Source organism: Aquiflexum balticum DSM 16537, assembly GCF_900176595.1.
Taxonomy (GTDB): Bacteria; Bacteroidota; Bacteroidia; order Cytophagales; family Cyclobacteriaceae; genus Aquiflexum; species Aquiflexum balticum.
Genome location: NZ_LT838813.1, coordinates 4,244,120 through 4,261,071 on the forward strand (window position 1 = coordinate 4,244,120; position 16,952 = coordinate 4,261,071).

A 16,952-nucleotide genomic window follows, 5' to 3' on the forward strand; every position below is an offset into this window, starting at 1 on the left:
GTACGAAATGCTTTTAAGACAAGGCGCGACCCCGAAGGGGTCGAATTCTTCCTATACCTACAATGTTTGCTATAAACATGTGACCTCTCCGAGGTCTAACATTCCTATTCTTCAATCCATTCAAACAAATACTTTTCTTCATATACAACTTGAAATTTTTTCAAAAACCCAATGTATTCTTGTTTAAAGGTCTTCTTTTTATGATGTTCTTTTTGGTTTTGGATGTATGCAATCACATTATCCAAGGCCGAATGTGAATATGAAAAGGCCCCGTAACCGTCTTGCCAATCAAACTTATACTTAGTAAATTTCTTTTCCTTAACAAATTTATTGGATGCCTTCTTTACTTCTCGAATTAGGTCGGATAAGCAACAGGCAGGCTTCATTCCAATCAATATATGGATATGGTCCGGCATTCCGTTAATTGAAATTAGTTTTTGACCTTTATTGGTGATAATGCCTGTCATATACTTATATAATTCTTCTTCCCAAGATTGAGATATTAGGCTGTTACGGCCTTTAACTGCCATTACCACTTGAATGTAAATCTGTGAATAGGTACTGCTCATAATCTAAAAATCTTTAGTTTTCTTAAGCTATCTGATAAATTTCCTTTTCCAATTCTTTTATCGCCGCATCAAAATCCTTCCCTTTACCAAAAGCCCTTACCAATTCCACAGGAGATCCCAATTGATTGAGAGGTTGAACTTTGAGGATAGAACCCTGTTCAATGGTAGCGATTCCTTCTTGTTCATACTTGTCCAAGAGCGCATTGAGCACCGCTTGGGCTTTTTCACTGTACTTGGCGAAGTAGTTTCTTTTGCGCACTTGTTCTGCCCGTTCTTTTCTGGTCAATGCCGGCTTGTCAAAGGCAATATGGCAGATCAGGTCAAAATCATCCATTTCTTTACCGACTTCCTCCCGAAGCGCCTCCAATAAAACCCCTTGTTCGGCCAATTCAGCAAACAGAACTTCTTTTTTATCAGCTTCGGTCCAGCGCATAATAAATGCATCCAATGAACCGAAATTCTTACCCATGTTTTTTCGGGTATAATCCTTCAAAGATTCCGTAATCAATCTACCATCCGCTGCAAAGTATTGGATGCGCTGATTGATGACTTTCACTTCTATATCATTCACATAGTACTTTTTGGGTTCGGTTTCCGGGTCAGGCTCATGTATTTTGATATCAGGAGCAGAAGGCTTTTCCCACGTTGGTTCAGGTTCCCTGACCTGGTTTCCATCATCATCTCCTATTTCCGGATATGTTGGAGGTACCGGGGAATCATCCGCTCCAGGTTCGTAAATCTGAACAGGTTCCCCGTCAAAATCGGGATCAGCAAATAGATTGGTGGCTTTTCTGAAATCCATAATGGTAAAGTAGAGCTTTCCCTCCGCTTCTCTGATTCTGGTACCCCTTCCGACAATCTGCTTGAATTCTGTCATCGAACCGATATTAGCTTCCAGCACAATCAGCTTCACCATTTTGGTATCGATGCCTGTAGTCAGCATTTTGGATGTAGTCGCTATCACAGGAAAGCGCTCTTCCACATCTGTAAAGTTGTCCAATTCTCGTTTGCCCACTTCATCGTCTCCGGTGATTTTGACAACATAGTAAGGATGCTTAGACACCAAATCAGCATTTGCGTTGATCAATGCCTGTCGCATCCGTTGGGCATGTTCTATATCAATACAGAAGACAATTGTTTTGGCAAACCTATCGGTTGCTTTTAAAAACTCGGTGATTTTTTCTGCAATCAGCTGAGTCCTTTGATCTATGACCATTTTCCTGTCATAGTCTTTCAGGTTATAGATCCGATCTTTGATTTCATGGCCAAATTTGTCCAGCATTCCTGCTGAGGGCCGCCATCCTTCATCCAGGTTTGTAGTGAAACGGACAACTTTGTAAGGAGCCAGAAACCCATCCATAATCCCTTGTTTAAGGGAATAGGTATAAACAGGCTCCCCGTAATAATCCATATTGGAAATATCTTTGGTCTCTTTGGGAGTCGCGGTCATTCCAATTTGCGTTGCACCTTCGAAATAATCCAATATTTCCCTCCATGCGGAAGCTTCAGAAGCTGAACCTCTATGACATTCGTCCACTACAATCAGATCAAAAAAGTCTCTGCTAAATTCCTTGTAAGCATTCTTCTCTTCTTCATTGCTGGTCAATCCTTGATACAGCGCAAAGTAAATTTGATATGATTTATCAATCTTTCGGTTTTTGATAATATGCATGATATCATTTCCGAAAGGGGAGAAGTCGCCATTTTTGGTCTGCGTGAGCAGGGCATTTCTATCGGCCAGAAAAAGGATTCTTTTTTTGATACCTGTTTTCCATAGCCTCCAGATCAAGTTAAAAGCGGTGTAGGTTTTCCCCGTACCCGTAGCCATGACCAGAAGGATTCTATTTTTTCCTTTCGCAATGGCTTCAATGGTTCTGTTGACTGCATTTGCCTGATAGTATCTCAGGTTCATACCGGAATCATCCACATAGTAATCCTGCTCAACTATTTCCCGTTCTTGGGGAGATTCTATTCCTTTAAACCTTAAATACTTTGACCAAAGGTCATTGGGTGAAGGGAATTCTTCCAAAGAAATTTCTTTTTCTATTATTTCAGGATTGGTTTTGTCATGAAATACAAAAGAGTCACCGTTAGAAGTGAAAACAAATGGCAGTTGGAGTATTTCGGAATATTCCAAAGCCTGCTGCATGCCTGAACCTACCCCTTGCTTGTTATCCTTTGCCTCGATGATAGCCAGAGGAATATCCTTTTTATAGTATAAGATGTAATCAGCACGTTTTCTTTTTCCACGGGTATGAAGAGCGCCTTGAACAATAATCCTGCCGTCAGTAAAGAATACTTCTTCACGGATTTGCTTTTGAATATCCCAACCGGCATTTTTCAGTGCAGGGGAGATGAATTTGGTGCAAATGTCTCGTTCAGTCAGGCTTTTTTTGTGCATCGGAAAAAAATCAGGAGAATTAATATAACTCTAAATATATTAGTTTGAAGCTTAAAAGAAAATTAAAAATGAGAATGGTATAGAAAAAGTCAACTATTTATTGGTGCAAAGAATAAATCGCTTAATCTGTGTTCAAAAACAACCTTTGAGTGTACTGAGGGACACTCAAAGGTTGTTAAACTTACATCTTCACCATTTCACTCTCCAATTCCTTCATAAAAGGTTGGTTATAATACCTTCTTCCTGTTGCTTTATAAAGTGCGTTGGAAACTGCTGCGAAAATAGGAGGGAAGAGGGGTTCGCCCAAACCCGTTGGATCTATGTCGTTTTTGACAAAATGAACTTCAATATTTTTGGGCGCCTCGGACATGCGGATCATTTTGTAATTGCTGAAATTATTCTTCTGTGGAACCCCATCCTTGAAGGGTAACTCCCCAAAAAAAGCATTTCCGATACCATCCACAATCGCACCCTCACCCATATTGGCTGCCGCATCGGGATTGATCACGATACCGCAATCCACCGCTGCTATCACATTTTCGACTACAGGTTTATTGCCAGTTTCCAATCTCAAGTCCAAAACCTCAGCCACATAGGAATTATGACAGAAATAGGCGGATACACCCCGATGAACACCAGGCTTTGGATTGTCCCAATCTGATTTCTCACGGACCAGTTTCAATACACCTGCATAGCGCTCAGGTTCGTAGTCGTTTCTTTCGCCTACCGGATTTTTCAAGGCCCTGTCCAACAGTTCCAATCGAAAATCGATAGGATCTTTTCCCATTTCCTCTGCCAATTCATCCAAGAAGGATTGCTCCGCACTGGCAATAAAATTGGACCTCGGAGCCCTAAATGCCCCAATGGTAATATTGGATTCAATCTCCCAACCTTCCGCCAAATAATTGTCCACTGCCCCTGCGGGGAATCTATTTGGCGCTATGGGCGTCTCGGGAATTCCACCGGCCTTGACATGGATAGCCGTCAGCTGATTTTTTTCATCCAATGCTGCCCTGTAAGTGGCCGTATACGTAGGTCGATAAATGCCGTAAGTCATGTCATCTTCTCTGGTATAAACCATCTTGATGGGAGCGCCTACTTTTTGTGAAATCACAGCCGCCTCTACCATATGATGACCATAAGCACGCTGGCCAAAACCGCCGCCCATTCTGGCCAGATTGATCTGGATTTTTTCCTTGGGTAATCCAAGCCGGTGAATCAATGTGCCCATAATGGATTCCGGGGCCTGAATTGGCCCATATACTTCCGCATGGTCTGCAGAGACATGGGCAAAACAGTTGACAGGTTCCATACAGTTATGCGCCAAAAATGGAGCAGTATAAGTCCTTTCCAAGACTTTGGCAGCTTTATTAAAAGCTTCTTCCGGATTACCGTCTCTTCTCAGAATTCTGCCGGGCTTTTTGGAAAAGGCCTCCATACCGGCCAAATGCCTATCGGTATTTTCTAAACCTGCCGGAACTTTCACCGTGGATTTGCCTCCTCCAAAACCGGACATGACAAAAGACCTTTCAGGAGCTTTTTCCCATTCAGCCTGCAACTGCCGCTTGGCCTGTAATACCTCCCAAGTGGAATTACCTACTATGGCAATCAATTCAGGGTGGGTGGTGGTATCAAAAAAATTCTGATCATAGTCATCTTTGTGAACCTTAAAGCTGAAAACATCTTTGATTCCAGCCATGGATTTGACCGGATCTGCATTAAATGATTTGAGCTGCATACCAAAAGCCGGTGGATGGACGACCATGGCCACCAACATGCCTTCTTTCTTATAATCAAGGGTAAAAATGGGTTTTCCAGTAACTATTTTTTGTCCGTCTACATTTTTTCGGGATGTTCCAATGATATTGAAATCTTCGATGTCTTTCAGTTCCACTTCCTCAGGTACAGGAAGCGTAGCAGCCAAAGAAGCCATTTCTCCATAGCCGGCTTTTTTACCGCTTGATTTGTGATGGATCATGCCTGCTGCTGTGGTGATTTCATCAGGGGAAACCGACCAAGTTTGGGCGGCTGCCTGAACAAGCATCAATCGGGCAGTTGCTCCTGCAGTACGAAGCGGCTTCCAACCTTGTCGTATTCCCTGACTGCCTCCTGTAAATTGTCTTTGATAGCGCTCAGGGTAAAAATCAGCTTGCTCCACCATTACATTTTCCCATGGTAAAGTCAACTCATCCGCCAAAATCATAGGCATAGAGGTTTTGACATTGGAACCGAATTCGGGATTGGGAGAAAAAAGCGTGACAGCACCGTTTTCACCGATTTTGATATAGCTGTTCAGCTCAAACCATTCATCCGGCAAGCCTAATGCTACTTCCTTCGGGGTAGGTTTACAGCCTGTCAACCAGCTAAAGCTGAGCATCATGCCACCACCTGCAAGGGCAGAGGCTTTTAAAAATGATCTTCTATTGAGTTTTGTCTTTACAATTGTCATGGTCTCTTGCTTTTGGGTTAGGAATTAGCAGCAGTTTTGATTGCCTTTTTGATCCGAACATAGGTGCCGCAGCGACAGATATTACCGTTCATCGCATTGTCAATATCAGCATCGCTTGGATTGGGATTACTATCCAACAAAGCCACAGCACTCATAATCTGTCCGGCCTGACAATACCCACATTGGGGCACATCATGCTCCAGCCATGCTTTTTGGACAGGATGGTCTCCATTTTCGGATAAGCCTTCTATGGTGGTGATTTTCGCACCTTCGGCAGCCGAAACAGGAATTACGCAGGACCTGATGGCATTACCGTTCATAATGACGGTGCATGCCCCACATGCTGCTACGCCGCAACCGTATTTGGTTCCTACAAGGTCCAAGTGGTCCCTCAATACCCAAAGAATAGGAGTAGAAGGATCCACATCTACTGATTGAGAATTGCCGTTGATATTGAGATTGAATTTTGTCATGGTGTAGTATTTTGGTAAGAAAGTTTAAAATACGCTATTTTTTAGAAAGACTCATTACTATAATCAAACAATTTGCTACGAAAAAGGTGGAAGAGTGGGGAGTAAGAGACGAGAAGCTAGAGGCGGGAGCTGAGAGCCGAGAAACAAGATGCAAGAACCAAGAACCAAGACTTGGGAATTAAGAAAATCTGAGAAAACCTGCATCTTGAAATTTGCAAAGACTGTCATCGAGCGTGCTCAATTATTTTAAAAAATATTCAGAAAAGGTATTGACATTAAGTTTCTCGTACCTATGGCAGGCATGCCTCATCCTGAGGCAATAGGGATCTCCAGCGGTACAATTAGACGGTTTGTTAACCTAAAAAAAAAGACTCTCAACCAATACTAATTATCCCCAAAGGAGTACTTCCCAAATGAGGGGTGGGTACTTCCGAAGTACCCCCCTCCACTTCATAACCCCATCATTGGACCTTTTACTCCAACGTTGCACCTTTTTACTCCGACGTTGGACCTTTTTACTCCAACGTTGCACCTTTTTACTCGGATGTTGGACCTTTTTGCTCCGATGTTGGACCTTTTTACTCCGACGTTGCACCTTTTTACTCCGACGTTGGACCTTTTTGCTCCAACCTTGCACCTTTTTACTTCAACGTTGGACCTTTTTACTCCAACGTTGCACCTTTTTACTCCGACGTTGGACCTTTTTACTCGGGCTTTGGGCCTATTTTCTCCGAAAAGTATTCTTTTTACTCTGTGCAGGCCCACATTGACTGTTAGAATTTCGATTTTATGTTCGCATTTTTTGAAATTTGTATTTTGACCCTGAGAAATAGATTTTCCTGCAGATAAGGAGGATTTGTCCTTTATATGAGGGTATGATGGTTGACTTTGGGTCGCTTGAGGCAGGATTATTGTATTGTATTTAGTCTACATCAATAAACTCACCTAATCATGGATGAGAACTTAATAATCAAATAAATAAAAAAAAACACTATGCAAAACTTAAAAAATAAACACTCGGGAAAGGACCTTTATACCAAATTCATGCTCATGCTCAGTGCATCTTTTGTAGCGATGTATATCACCATGTACTTAAATACCTTTAGCATGGACCATGTATATTTTAGCTTGACAAGATTTTATATGACATGTTTGGGCATCTCAGCAATGGCTTTGATTATGCTGTTTTATATGAGGGCTATGTACAAAAACAAAAAGAAAAATATTGCTATCATCCTGGGCAGCATTGGCCTTTTTGCCATCAGCCTATTCTTGGTCCGTGCCCAAAAACCTATTGAGGATGTGTTATGGATGAAGGCTATGATTCCGCATCACTCCATTGCCATTCTTACCAGCGCCAGGGCTGAAATAAAAGATCCGGAAGTAAAGAAGCTTGCGGAAGAAATAATCAGAGCCCAGGAAAAAGAAATCGAACAAATGAAGGAAATGATCCTCCGATTGGAAGATCAATAGCACAGAAATTCCCTTTCATTTATTCCTAGGCTAAGGAAGTAATTCGATGACATTTGAAGCAAAATCATTGATACTGAATTCTCCTTTGGGCGTAAAGCCGAGCCGGACGATTACCAGATCCTTTGAAGGAATGACCAAAATCCATTGCCCTTCAAATCCACCTGCGTAAAATGCATCATTGGGGAGCTTGGATAACAGTTTCTCTTCCGGGTGATTGGAATTGCCGGCATTGAGCCACCATTGTGCACCATATTCACCCATTGGAGCGGCAGTTGTGGGTGTGGTGGCGAATTCCACCCATTCTTCCGACAGGATCTGTTCGCCAAGCCAATTCCCTTTTTCCAACATCAATAAACCCAACCTTGCAAAATCCCTTCCAGGCGCAAAGACAAAAGAAGACCCCACGAAGGTTCCTGAAGCATCTTTTTCCATGACGGTATTGTGCATGCCTATTTTGTAAAACAAACCTTCATAAGGCAAGCGTTGGTAATTTTCCTCTCCAAGTTGATTGCGTAATATTTTGGAAATGATATTGGTGGTGCCACTGGAATAATAAAAGTAGGTTCCGGGCTCATATTTCAATGGTTTAGCTGCAGCGATAGCGGCGGCGTCAGGCTTGAGGAAAAGCATATTGGTTGCATCGGAAACCCCGCCATAATCTTCTACCCAATCCAGACCATTTGTGGCCTGTAGCATGTTTTTTAGGTTTATGGTTTTCCTTTCATCTGTCCAATCCGGAAGCAAACCGTTTTGGTCCAAGTTAAAAACATCCCTATCCACTTGTAATCCCACCAAGTTGCTGATGATACTTTTTCCCATGGACCAACTGGTATGTTTGGTATTGATTGTATGGTCGTTGCCATAGCCTTCAGCCACCAATTCACCTTTGTGCAAAACCACTATCATATGGGTCAAATGGGTCTTTTTAACTGAATCTTCCAATTCGATATCGATCAAATCCTGGATCTTCTGGTATTGGGGAAGGTTCAGGATGGAATCGTTGAGCCTGTCTCCATTTGGCCAACTCACGGTGTCCTGACTCCAATTGGGTTTTGGTACTTCATAATAAACCTGATTTCTGACTTCTTCTTCATCCATCCCGGACAACAATGTGCATCCCTGACCATCTCGGTATATGGCCACCCTTTCTGCCAAGCCAAAAACACTTCCTGTTACTTTTTTTCCTTCCCGGTCTACTTCAAAATCTCCCAAATTGATCGGGAAAGCCCTTAATTCCTGACTCATCACCGAGTTTTCATCCCGCTCGCCAAGGAAAATACAACTGCACATGATTTTTGATCCGTAGGAACTGATCAGAGGAAATGATTTCCAGGCATAGTTGATGCCGTAGGCTAAGCCGGCCAAGAGGATTAGAAGGATTGAATAAAGGATTTTCTTTTTCATAGGGTTGGATGTAGGGGTGGTTTTGTTTTGGAAACAGCAATTTGAATTGTTCCTTAAATGTAATTTTTATTCAAATTGAGTGATCACAATTGATAAAAATTGTTCAAAAATTTTTCTGCTAATAGGGTTGGTCAAAAGCTTTTTTGACCTTAGCATTGATTTGAAACTCTATTTTTGGTGTGAAAGGAACTTTGACAGTTGAGGATATTATGAATATATTTGAATCAATGCTGGATTTTATGAAAATAGCTGTAGCCTATTTCTTACTACTTTTCATTTGCCTCATCATGATGCAACCCATCTTGGCACAACCTCAATGTGCTCAGCATGAAGCGCATTGCAGTGATGAAAAAGAGGAAAATCCTGCCTGTTGTCCGCCATTTTCCCTTTGTTCCTGTAGTTCAGTTTGGTTTTTGAAGGAAACAGTACATCTCGATTTGATTCCAAAATCTTACATCTTTAAAGTATTTAACTCAACGTTAGCGCAACTTTCACCAAGGTTGATCAGCAGTCATTTTTGGCATCCACCTAAACAAGGCTGATTTTTTCCTCCGGGTATTTTCACCCTTTCTTTTATTTTCAAAAAATCTAAACTCCTTTAACATCATGGGAAAAATATTCCTGTATATGATGCTGTTTGGTTTTTGGGCAAATCAATTAATCGCCCAAGGTCAAGAGCTCAAAATAAAAATCGTTGATGAACATAGTCAAGAGGCAATTCCTGGAGCCTTGATTCAATTGAAAGGCAGTGAAATAGCGGGCATCTCAGATGCACAGGGGACTGTGACGCTTGAAGGCTTGCCATTGGGCAAAGGTACCTTAGCTGTTAGCTTTCTGGGTTACGAAAGCCAATCCATAAAATTTGAACTTCCGCTTCCTGTGGATTACCTTCTCATTTCGCTCCATGAGGAGCACGAGGAGTTGGATGAAATCATGGTCGTTTCCACTAGAAGTTCACGCACAATTGCCGATATACCCACGCGGATAGAGGTGATTGCTGGTGAGGAATTGGACGAAAAAGCCAATATGAAACCCGGTGATATCAGGATGATATTGAGTGAAAGTACAGGTGTCATGGTTCAGATAACTTCACCCACCTCTGCCAATGCAAGCATCAGGATCCAGGGTCTTGATGGCAGATACACCCAATTGCTCAAAGATGGTTTTCCCCTGTATTCAGGAGCCGCTTCAGGCCTTTCACTGCTACAAATCCCACCGTTGGATTTACAGCAAGTAGAGCTCATCAAGGGATCTGCATCCACGCTTTATGGAGGAGGAGCTATTGCCGGATTGGTCAATTTGATCTCCAAAAGACCAAAAATGGAAGGGGAAACAAGTTTTTTGTTGAACGGAACCAATGCAGGTGGATTTGATATATCCGCGTTTCATGGGAAAAGAAGTGAAAAATGGGGTACTACTTTGTTTGGTGCATTTAATTCCAATCAACCTTATGACCCTGCTGATATCGGATTATCTGCCATTCCCAAATTCAACAGATTTACTTTCAATCCTAAAGTTTTTATGTACCCAAATAAACGTACTGAGGCCGAATTGGGGATTAATCTCAACTATGAAGACAGAAAAGGGGGCAACATGCAGTTGCTCAGAGGGAATGAAAGTAATCCCAATGCTTTTTTTGAAAACAATGAAAGTTTCCGAATCAATTCACAATTGGAAGTCAATCACCGGTTTTCAGAAAGCAGAAAAATCCAATTCAAAAATGCGATCAACCACTTTGACAGAAAGTTGAGCTCAGGTGACTATGTTTTCCATGGAAGGCAGCAGGCAAGTTTTTCGGAACTTAATTACAGACAGGATGGGGAGACTTCGGATTGGGTTTTCGGGGCAAATCTTTGGACAGAATCCTTCACAGAGATTGATGCAAATCTTGATCGGAGTTATTCCTTACAGACCATTGGATTATTTGCCCAAAATACCTGGGATTTGGATTCCAAGTGGATTTTGGAGTCGGGGTTGAGAACAGATTATGTACCGGATTTTGGCTGGGCGGTATTGCCCAGAATTGGGCTACTTTGGAAAGTAAATCCAGCCTTTTCATCAAGGATTGGGGGAGGCTTGGGCTACAAGGCCCCTACAATTTTCACCGAGGAAACAGAAAGGCTGCAATTTAGAAATGTATTGCCAATCGATCCTGCAAGCAATGTTTTGGAACGGAGCTATGGTTTGAATTGGGATCTTAATTATAGGACCGGCCTATTCGATGAACAATTGTTTTTGAGTATCAATCACCTGTTTTTCTATACCTATTTGGATAGGCCTCTTTTGCTGAGTGAGCCTGTAGATGAGTTTTATAGCTTGGAAAACATCAATGGATTTGCAGATACCAAAGGAATGGAGACCAATATCAAATGGGAATGGAAAGATTTCAAATGGTTTATAGGATATACCTTCACCGATGCCAACATCTCCAATAATGGTCAACGTGGAGTATATCCCTTGAATCCCAAGCACCGGATCAATTCTGTCCTGTTCTACGAAGTCCATGAAAGTGTGAAAATAGGCTGGGAGACCTATTATTTTTCCAAGCAGGTATTGAGTGATGGCAGTATTGGGCAGGAATATTTGATCATGGGATTTATGGCAGAAAAGATTTGGGAGAATTTTTCCCTATACATCAATTTCGAAAATTTCCTGGATGCCAGGCAGACCAGGTTTGATTCCATATTTACGGGAAGTATTGATAATCCTGCCTTCAGGGAAATATATGCTCCTTTGGATGGATTTGTGATTAATGGGGGGATTAAAATTAGGCTTTAACTAATTAGCTAATATGTGAAATAAAATATTATTTTAAAGTAGGGTTGAATAAGGCTAAGTACTTAGCGATTATTCTGCCCTACATTAATTGACATTGCTGGAAGTTGTTCTTTCAGATAAATTGATGAAAAATGAAAAAAAATATGATCAAACATTAATTTCCGAGATGAAAGGCTGCTTATACATCCTTTTCCCGGTTGCCTTATACAAAGCATTGGCCAAAGCGGCAAACAACGGAGGATAACCGGGTTCCCCCAAACCTGTTGGATCAATATGGTTTTCCACAAAATGGGTTTCGATTACTTTTGGTGCTTCCCTCATACGGATCATCCGGTATCGGTCAAAATTATTTTTATCAGGGATTCCTTGGTTGAATTTCAATTCTCCATACATGGCAGTTCCTATAGCGTCCACTACTGCCCCTTCACAGAGGTTCCTTGCTGCATCGGGATTGATAATCAGACCACAGTCCAAAGCCTGCACCACTTTTTCTACTTGCACTTGTCCGTTCACCATTTTCAGATCAAGAACCTGTGCAGCATAGCTATTATGGCAGAAATAGGCTGAAACACCTCTGGAAATTCCCGCTTCGTGTTGACCCCAATTGGATTTTTCTTTTACCAGTTGCAAAACCCCAGCGTAGCGATCAGGGTCGTAGTCATTATTTTCACCAACCGGATTTTGCTTTGCTTTTTTTAAAAGCTCCAAACGAAAATCAATCGGATCTTTTCCTATTGCTTCTGCAATTTCATCCAAAAAGGATTGTTCGGCTGCGGCAATAAAATTGGATCTTGGTGCTCGGAAAGAGCCAACAGTAATGTTGGAAGGAACAATCCATTCTTCAGCCCAATAATTTTCTATTGCACCGGCAGGGAAACGGTTGGGATAGGTGGGGGGCTCAACCAATCCTCCGGCATTCACATGAAATCCAATAAGCTTGTTTTTTTCATCCAAAGCTGCCCGATAAGTAGCCTGGTAAGCAGGACGGTAAATACCTCCGGTCATATCATCTTCACGGCTGTACATCAGCTTGACAGGGGCATTGACTTTTTGGGAAATCACTGCTGCCTCAATCAACCAATGGGCATAGGAACGTCGGCCATAGCCACCGCCCAATCGGGTCATTTCGATATGAATATTTTCAATAGGAACTCCCAATCGCGAGGAAAGTGCCTTTTCGGTGAGTTCAGGTTTCTGTAAAGGTCCGGCACATTCGACTTTATTTCCCTGCACATGGGCAAAGAAATTCATCGGTTCCATGCAGTTGTGTGCAAGGAATGGGCCGTTGTAAGTCTTTTCTATGATTTTTGAAGCGTTTTTAAAGGCCATTTCCGGATTCCCGTCTTTTCGGACCGTTCGGGCTTTTTGGGAAGCTTCGGTCATTTTTTGTAGTTGTTGAGGTTCACTTTCCAAACCACCCGGAATGGTCCTCAATTCTTTACGACCGTTCCAATCCCGCTTTTCTTCATAAGTAGGGAAAGTTTCCCATTCTACTTTGACAGCTTTTTTCGCATTCATGACTTCCCAAGTAGTATTCCCTACAATGGCTACCAAATCAGTGAAACTTGTAGTATCAAAAAAAGTCCGCTCATAATCATCCTGGTGGGATTTGATCTGGAAAACATCTTTGATACCAGGCGTGGCCATGGCCTCTGTAGCATCAAAAGATTTCAATCGCAGTCCATGGGCAGGTGGGTGGATAATCATGGCAATCAACATGCCCTCTTTTTTGTAATCCACACCAAAAAGTGGTTTGCCTGTGACTATATTTTTGGCCTCTACATTTTTCCTGGAAGTGCCAACTATGTTAAAATCCTTAATCTCCTTTAATTTGACCTCTTCAGGGATAGGAAGGGTAGCTGCTAAGGTGGCTAATTCTCCGTAATGGACTTTTTTCTTATTTCCTGAATGAATAACGAAACCGGCTTCCGTTGTAATTTCAGATGCAGGTACATTCCAGGTTTGCGCTGCGGCATTGATTATTAATTGCCTTGCAGTAGCTCCCGCTTTTCTTAATATTGGCCAACCTAACCGGATAGCCTGACTTCCTCCAATAAACTGACGGGTGAAGTTGTCGGTATCCAAAGGAGCTTGTTCCACAACCACTTTAGACCAATCCGCATCCAATTCCTCTGCCACGATCATAGGCATGCCTGTTTTAACATTTTGACCGCCTTCCGGATTGGGAGACATGATGGTGATCAAGCCATTGTCACCAATTCTGATAAAGCCATTGATCCTGATCCATTCCTCCGGCATTCCAAGTACTTCCTCTTCCGCATCAGGTTTACAGCTTGCCAGCCAACCCACACTCATCAACAATCCTCCTCCAGCAAGAGCGGATACTTTGAGAAAGGAGCGACGGTTGAGGAAAGTTTTAGTTAAAGACATATGGATTTTGGATAGATTATTCTTACAATTTATTGAAGAATTAAACCAATTTCAAGGAGAGTTTTATTGATTGCTTCAATGGTTTACATTACATCGGATTTTTAAATATCCCTTTTTCTTCTATTCAAAGATTTTTTCCTTACGAAATTCAAACAAGGCCTAGGCAATCTTAAATTTGTTGATGAAAATTTGAAAGAATTTTTTATCAAATCAATCCATAAAAAACCCGATTTTCTTCAGCCAATTCCCAACAAGATTCCTGACTTCAATTTCTTTTTCTCCCTCCATCACAAAAAGTAAACCATCACGTTCTGATCCGCCACGGACAGAAAATCATTCCAGAACCTTACTGTTAGGGCAAAGCTCGGCAATATTATCAAAGCTGCTTCCGATGCCATATCCCCCGTTGGTATTAAAGGGAATGACTGTTTTTTCGCCTAGGTTATTTTCTTTTAGAAAGCTTTTCATGGGTGGTGGCAATTGCATTCCCCAAGTCGGGAAACCCAAGAATACCACCTCGTAATGCGCCAGATTTGGAATATGGGTTTTTAGCTGAGGGAGAAATCCAGTTTCATTTTCTCTTGCCACCTGCGCTACGATTGCTTGATAATTTTCAGGGTAGGGATTTTCCAATTCCAGTTCCAACAAATCTCCACCTACCTTTTCATGAATCATTTTCGCAACCGCTTTAGTGTTTTTGGTTCGTGATAGATAGATTATGAGGATTTTTTTTGGTTCGAACTTGGGTTTTACAGATTGGTCTGATGGATTTGTCTGGAAGGAACCAACCAAAGACGTTAACAAAAAAGCAAACAGAAGAAAAACCCTCATATCAGGATTATTTTTTATTCATTGGGTCTAGTCAGCCTGGTAAATGACATGCCGCCCATTTTCCAACCATCTTCTTTTTTGATGTAGACTTCCATGACCATAAATGGATTAATTACTTCATTTCCTCCCACCACAGCAGTAAGGGTAATTCTATTCAATAGTATGGCAGTATTGCCTATGAATTCCACAGATGTTTCATAGATTTTGGCATCTTTATAATGAATACCACCTGAGCGTATGATGGCCACCTCCCGGTCTTTCCCCCAAGTGCCTCCCATATGGACAAAAACTGATTTTTCATCAAAAAGCGCTGCTAATCTGTCGGCATCTTTGTCTGCCATCCATTTCCATTTGTCTTTGGAAAGTTGAGTGATTTCCTGTTCTTCAGCATGTTGCGCTATGCTCAGCGTCGAAGTTAACAAGAATGCGATTAATCCAATTAGTGTCCTTTTCATTGTTTTTTTTAAACTTCCCCTTACTTTATTTTTGAATTTCATGAGTGTCCCGGACACTGCTGAAGGTCAAAGCCAGCATTTTCCAGTCTGAGCCTTCTTTTTGGTAGACTTCAGTTACGGTAAATTCGGTTACAACATCATTGCCTCTTACCTCGGCAGTTAATGTGATTCGGTTCCAAACGACAGCCGTGTTTCCGACGATCTCAACGGCTGTATCTTTTACGTCCGCTTTCTTGTACCAAATACTTCCCGTTTCAATGATTTCGAGTTCCCTTGCTGTTGTCCATGTTCCGCTCATGTGGACGAATTTGGCATTTGGGTGGAAGAGGGGAGTGAGTTTTTCAATATCCTTGTCAGCCATCCATTGCCATTTATCCATGGAAAGTTGGATGATTTCTTTTTCTATTGTGGACTTCTGTGCATAAGACCAAGTGGCTGTCAGGATAAATAAGGTCAATCCAAACAATACATTTTTCATAGTTTTTATATTTAAATTTTCTCGATTATCAAGTTCTATAATACATAAAGCTCTTTTTATTTCATAAACCTTTCAAGCCTGTCTTCTTGGACTTAAAGTTTCAGCTAGACCTCCCTAAATTTAAGCGGACTGGTATCTACATGTTTTTTAAAGAAATTATTGAAGTGCGTCACTTCCGTAAAACCCAATGCAAACGCAATTTCCCCCACATTCCATTTGCTGTGCTTAAGGAGTACCTTAGATTCCTGCACCAAGCGATCGGCAATAATTTGGGAAGTGGTCTTTCCGGTCACTTCTTTTACTGCGCGGTTAAGGTGGTTGACATGAACATTGAGGTGTTCTGCAAAATCAGAAGCTGACCTGAGTTCTATTTTGGGATGGTTGTCCTCAACCGGAAATTGCCGTTCCAAAAGTTCGGTAAACATGGCAGTAATCCGGTGTGAAGCATTGAAAGGTTGCCTGTCGTTCAGCGTATTGGGCTGTAACTTGAGTCCATAATGAATCAACTCAAAAATGTGGTTGCGGATACTGTCGTACTTGTATTTATAATCAGATTTGAAATCCGTCTCCATTTTTTGAAAAAGGGTCTCGATTTCCAATACCTGCTCATCTGAAAGCTCGAAAACATGGTTGCCTGTAGGTTGGAAAATTTCGTACAGCATGATATTTCCAAAATGACTCATAAAATGCTGATTGAAAATGCAGTATTGCCCCTTCAGCACCTCATGGTGTTCCCATTTATATGGAATCATGGGATTTGAAAAAGATAGTGCCTGTTTTTTTACTTCAATTACCTGATCTGCATAAAAAACCGAACTATTTCCTTTGACCAACATGATTTTGTAAAAATCCCTGCGGCGGTAGGGGATAGTCGTCTGTTTTCCATGAGAATAAGGCTCTAATTGAAACATATTGAAATGTCCTATATCATTCCGGATATTTTCAGGTAGCCAATTGAATTTCCTTTTGTAGAATTCTTCTAAACTTTCTGGTTTGTCCATGATTTAAATCAAAGGGTTCGCTTTTTTCTCAATTCATGATTGACGGAGTAAATCAAACAGAAGTAAATATAAGGTAGTATTGATATCTTCACCTAGAATGGAGTTGCTTGGGTCCGGAAATTTGGATTGGGATTAATATTTATTGAAAACGAGTTAACCTCAGGAAAATTTCACCTGACAAAATTAACACATGTTTTTTTCTTGATTGAATGCGATTCAAACCAATTATTACAAAAATCAAACAATTGA

13 protein-coding genes are annotated in these 16,952 nt (G+C 41.4%); 3 read left to right on the forward strand and 10 right to left on the reverse strand.

The annotated features are described in order from the left end of the window. Positions 1 to 104: 104 nt before the first annotated feature. The 4 genes from tnpA to B9A52_RS17955 form a co-directional block, all read right to left on the reverse strand. Positions 105 to 569 (reverse strand): IS200/IS605 family transposase, encoded by a 465-nt coding sequence (tnpA, locus tag B9A52_RS17940; protein WP_084121765.1) that lies wholly within the window; start codon positions 567 to 569, stop codon positions 105 to 107. Between the two features lie 22 nt (positions 570 to 591). Further along, a complete protein-coding gene (hsdR, locus tag B9A52_RS17945; RefSeq protein WP_084121766.1) occupies positions 592 to 2,970 on the reverse strand; it encodes an EcoAI/FtnUII family type I restriction enzme subunit R in 2,379 nt (792 codons plus the stop codon). Positions 2,971 to 3,151: 181 nt separating this feature from the next. Next, positions 3,152 to 5,419, reverse strand: a complete 2,268-nt coding sequence (locus B9A52_RS17950) for a molybdopterin cofactor-binding domain-containing protein (RefSeq protein WP_084121767.1) — start codon at positions 5,417 to 5,419, stop codon at positions 3,152 to 3,154. 17 nt (positions 5,420 to 5,436) lie between these two features. Beyond that, on the reverse strand, positions 5,437 to 5,892 hold the full coding sequence (locus tag B9A52_RS17955) for a (2Fe-2S)-binding protein (RefSeq protein ID WP_084121768.1): 456 nt from the start codon (positions 5,890 to 5,892) through the stop codon (positions 5,437 to 5,439). A 993-nt stretch (positions 5,893 to 6,885) separates the two neighbouring features. Between B9A52_RS17955 and B9A52_RS17965 the strand changes: the two genes are divergently transcribed. Next, positions 6,886 to 7,365, forward strand: coding sequence for a DUF305 domain-containing protein (locus B9A52_RS17965; RefSeq protein WP_084121770.1), 480 nt, complete (start codon positions 6,886 to 6,888; stop codon positions 7,363 to 7,365). A gap of 30 nt (positions 7,366 to 7,395) precedes the next feature. Here B9A52_RS17965 and B9A52_RS17970 read toward each other — a convergent pair whose 3' ends face one another. Continuing rightward, positions 7,396 to 8,769, reverse strand: coding sequence for a serine hydrolase domain-containing protein (locus tag B9A52_RS17970; protein WP_084121771.1), 1,374 nt, complete (start codon positions 8,767 to 8,769; stop codon positions 7,396 to 7,398). 239 nt (positions 8,770 to 9,008) lie between these two features. Between B9A52_RS17970 and B9A52_RS25675 the strand changes: the two genes are divergently transcribed. Both B9A52_RS25675 and B9A52_RS17975 read left to right on the forward strand, forming a co-directional pair. After that, positions 9,009 to 9,311, forward strand: a complete 303-nt coding sequence (locus B9A52_RS25675) for a hypothetical protein (RefSeq protein ID WP_157370210.1) — start codon at positions 9,009 to 9,011, stop codon at positions 9,309 to 9,311. Positions 9,312 to 9,375: 64 nt separating this feature from the next. Then, positions 9,376 to 11,547 (forward strand): TonB-dependent receptor, encoded by a 2,172-nt coding sequence (locus B9A52_RS17975; protein ID WP_084121772.1) that lies wholly within the window; start codon positions 9,376 to 9,378, stop codon positions 11,545 to 11,547. Positions 11,548 to 11,694: 147 nt separating this feature from the next. Here the strand turns inward: B9A52_RS17975 and B9A52_RS17980 are convergent, their stop codons facing one another. The 5 genes from B9A52_RS17980 to B9A52_RS18000 form a co-directional block, all read right to left on the reverse strand. Next, positions 11,695 to 13,938, reverse strand: coding sequence for a xanthine dehydrogenase family protein molybdopterin-binding subunit (locus B9A52_RS17980; RefSeq protein ID WP_084121773.1), 2,244 nt, complete (start codon positions 13,936 to 13,938; stop codon positions 11,695 to 11,697). Between the two features lie 333 nt (positions 13,939 to 14,271). Then, the gene (locus tag B9A52_RS26235; RefSeq protein ID WP_262483119.1) at positions 14,272 to 14,769 is read right to left on the reverse strand and encodes a flavodoxin; all 498 of its coding nucleotides are present in this window, start codon (positions 14,767 to 14,769) and stop codon (positions 14,272 to 14,274) included. 14 nt (positions 14,770 to 14,783) lie between these two features. After that, complete coding sequence (locus tag B9A52_RS17990) at positions 14,784 to 15,224, reverse strand: nuclear transport factor 2 family protein (RefSeq protein ID WP_084123584.1); 441 nt, start codon at positions 15,222 to 15,224, stop codon at positions 14,784 to 14,786. A gap of 25 nt (positions 15,225 to 15,249) precedes the next feature. Next, positions 15,250 to 15,702: a nuclear transport factor 2 family protein gene (locus B9A52_RS17995; protein ID WP_084121774.1), complete on the reverse strand. Its 453-nt coding sequence runs from the start codon at positions 15,700 to 15,702 to the stop codon at positions 15,250 to 15,252. 104 nt (positions 15,703 to 15,806) lie between these two features. Beyond that, positions 15,807 to 16,703 carry a helix-turn-helix domain-containing protein gene (locus tag B9A52_RS18000; RefSeq protein ID WP_084121775.1) on the reverse strand — a complete coding sequence of 299 codons (897 nt, stop codon included), beginning with the start codon at positions 16,701 to 16,703 and terminating at the stop codon, positions 15,807 to 15,809. Between the last annotated feature and the right edge of the window lie 249 nt (positions 16,704 to 16,952).

Bases quoted from the DNA above. Each gene is read 5' to 3' on its own strand.
- B9A52_RS17995 (WP_084121774.1), bottom strand. From the start codon at position 15,702: ATGAAAAATGTATTGTTTGGATTGACCTTATTTATCCTGACAGCCACT.
- B9A52_RS17950 (WP_084121767.1), bottom strand. From the start codon at position 5,419: ATGACAATTGTAAAGACAAAACTCAATAGAAGATCATTTTTAAAAGCC.
- hsdR (WP_084121766.1), bottom strand. From the start codon at position 2,970: ATGCACAAAAAAAGCCTGACTGAACGAGACATTTGCACCAAATTCATC.
- B9A52_RS17975 (WP_084121772.1), top strand. From the start codon at position 9,376: ATGGGAAAAATATTCCTGTATATGATGCTGTTTGGTTTTTGGGCAAAT.
- tnpA (WP_084121765.1), bottom strand. From the start codon at position 569: ATGAGCAGTACCTATTCACAGATTTACATTCAAGTGGTAATGGCAGTT.
- B9A52_RS17965 (WP_084121770.1), top strand. From the start codon at position 6,886: ATGCAAAACTTAAAAAATAAACACTCGGGAAAGGACCTTTATACCAAA.
- B9A52_RS17970 (WP_084121771.1), bottom strand. From the start codon at position 8,769: ATGAAAAAGAAAATCCTTTATTCAATCCTTCTAATCCTCTTGGCCGGC.
- B9A52_RS17980 (WP_084121773.1), bottom strand. From the start codon at position 13,938: ATGTCTTTAACTAAAACTTTCCTCAACCGTCGCTCCTTTCTCAAAGTA.
- B9A52_RS26235 (WP_262483119.1), bottom strand. From the start codon at position 14,769: ATGAGGGTTTTTCTTCTGTTTGCTTTTTTGTTAACGTCTTTGGTTGGT.
- B9A52_RS25675 (WP_157370210.1), top strand. From the start codon at position 9,009: ATGAAAATAGCTGTAGCCTATTTCTTACTACTTTTCATTTGCCTCATC.
- B9A52_RS18000 (WP_084121775.1), bottom strand. From the start codon at position 16,703: ATGGACAAACCAGAAAGTTTAGAAGAATTCTACAAAAGGAAATTCAAT.
- B9A52_RS17955 (WP_084121768.1), bottom strand. From the start codon at position 5,892: ATGACAAAATTCAATCTCAATATCAACGGCAATTCTCAATCAGTAGAT.
- B9A52_RS17990 (WP_084123584.1), bottom strand. From the start codon at position 15,224: ATGAAAAGGACACTAATTGGATTAATCGCATTCTTGTTAACTTCGACG.